The following is a 1,772-nucleotide window of genomic DNA, read 5'->3' on the forward strand; positions in this document are numbered from 1 at the left end:
CCTTGCCGACGAGAATGCGAAGCTGAAGAAGCTGTTGGCCGAGGCGATGCTCGACAACGCCATGCTAAAGGACCTCAATTCAAAAAATGTATGACCCGCCCCGCCCGTGCAAGGGTCGTTTCGAGCAGGACGATGCAGTCTGCACAAATGTATCCGGCCTCTTGCAAGTGGGCCGCTGTTGCGGCCAGGCCATGATGAGATCCGCGCGTGCCGTTCCCAGATAAATGGTCCGGGCTCAAAACCCGCTTTTTTGCACAGGGCTTACGGCGCGCCGATCGACTGTCTCGTCATCACTTTCACGAACCTCGCAGTCTGGAACAAACGGGATCAGCTAAAGGCCGGATCCCGCCGTTCGTAGCTTGCGCCGGGTTTAGTCATCACTACCCATGCGATCCGCGCAATCTTTGCCGCCAAGGCGACGGTGACCTTGTTGGTGTGCATGCGTGCCTGAAGTCCATCAAGCCAGGCGCCAAGGTGATATCGCGAGCGATCAAGATGTGTCACGCAGGAGCGGGCGCCATGGATGATCATCCGGCGCAGATATCGGTTGCCGCGCTTGCTTATCCCCAGCAGCTTCGTTTTGCCTCCCGTAGAGTATTCTCTGGGAACAAGACCCAGCCAAGCGGCCATATCGCGGGCCTTTTTGAACTGTCGGGCAGATCCAGCTGCTGCCAAAAGCGCGGTCGCCGCGAGTGGACCAATGCCCGGGATAGTCATTAATCGACGTGCGGTATCGCTTTGAGAGGCAACCGCCTCAATCTCGCGGTTGACTTCAGCAATCCGCAGCTCCAGCTGCCGTAGCTCGTCGAATGTAGACGCCAGAATGCGACGCATGGCCGACGTTAGATCATTCGATTCATCTGCCAAAACCCTCGGCAGATCTGCCTTGAACTTGCCGGCGCCCTGGTGAATAGCGATCCCATATTCCAGGCAAAAAGCGCGCATCTGATTTATGAGACACGTCCGTTGCGAAATCATCCTATCGCGAACACGATGCAGCGCTTGTAGGTCAATGTGTTCAGGCGACCGTATCTCGACGAAGCGCATTGTTGGTCGCGTCACTGCTTCCGCGATCGCTGCGGCATCGATGATGTCACTTTTGTTGGACTTTACATAAGGCTTGACGAATTGAGCCGGAATAATGCGGACGGTATGCCCCATCGCGGCGATCTTGCGTGCCAACCATTGCGAGCCGGAGCAGGCTTCCATCCCCACCAGAGCCGGCCCGGCGCGTTCGAAGAACTGCAAGAGTGTATCTCGCCGAAACGTCGCCTTCTGGATCGGCATTCCGGCGGCGTCGAGCCCAACGAAGTGGAAAAGGTTCTTGCCAATATCGATCCCAAACACCGTTGCCGGCCTGGGTTTGTTCCGTGTCCTCATTGCTTCCTCCTTTTAAAAGCTAACTCAGTCTGACCGAGAGGATGGGGCGGGTCATCCCATTAATGGTGACGCCCGTTGCAAGGCGGCAGGCTGTGGCTCACCTTTGTTCGAGTTTTGAGGTCAGTCAGCGGCGGGCGTGTGAAGTGATTGGGGCTGATCGGTCCTCGGTGCGTTATCTCAGCCTTCGGCCTGACGACGCGACCATTCGCGTCCGGCTGCGCGAGTTGGCGTCGGTGCGCCGGCGCTTTGGCTATCGCCGTCTGCTTCTCATGATCCGCAGTGAAGGCGTGCTTATCAACCACAAGAAGCTGAGGCGGCTGTATGCCGAGGAGCGGCTGCAGGTTCGCCGGCGAGGTGGACGCAAAAGAGCTCTCGGAACACGGGTTCCGATG

At 57.8% G+C, this 1,772-nt stretch carries 1 protein-coding gene and 1 pseudogene; one reads left to right on the forward strand and one right to left on the reverse strand.

What is annotated here, in order from left to right; all coding sequences use genetic code 11:
* Positions 1 to 327: 327 nt before the first annotated feature.
* Positions 328 to 1,380, reverse strand: a complete 1,053-nt coding sequence (locus AC5ZFO_RS47845) for an IS110 family RNA-guided transposase (protein ID WP_496124246.1) — start codon at positions 1,378 to 1,380, stop codon at positions 328 to 330.
* A 62-nt stretch (positions 1,381 to 1,442) separates the two neighbouring features.
* On the opposite strand from AC5ZFO_RS47845, the pseudogene AC5ZFO_RS47850 reads away from it, so the two are divergent.
* Positions 1,443 to 1,772 (forward strand): annotated as a pseudogene (locus tag AC5ZFO_RS47850) (IS3 family transposase); the annotation flags it as partial.

The sequence above is a fragment of the Bradyrhizobium sp. Unk1 genome (genome assembly GCF_059512345.1).

Coding starts and splice junctions, on each gene's coding strand:
- AC5ZFO_RS47845 (WP_496124246.1), bottom strand. CDS start 1,380: ATGAGGACACGGAACAAACCCAGGCCGGCAACGGTGTTTGGGATCGAT.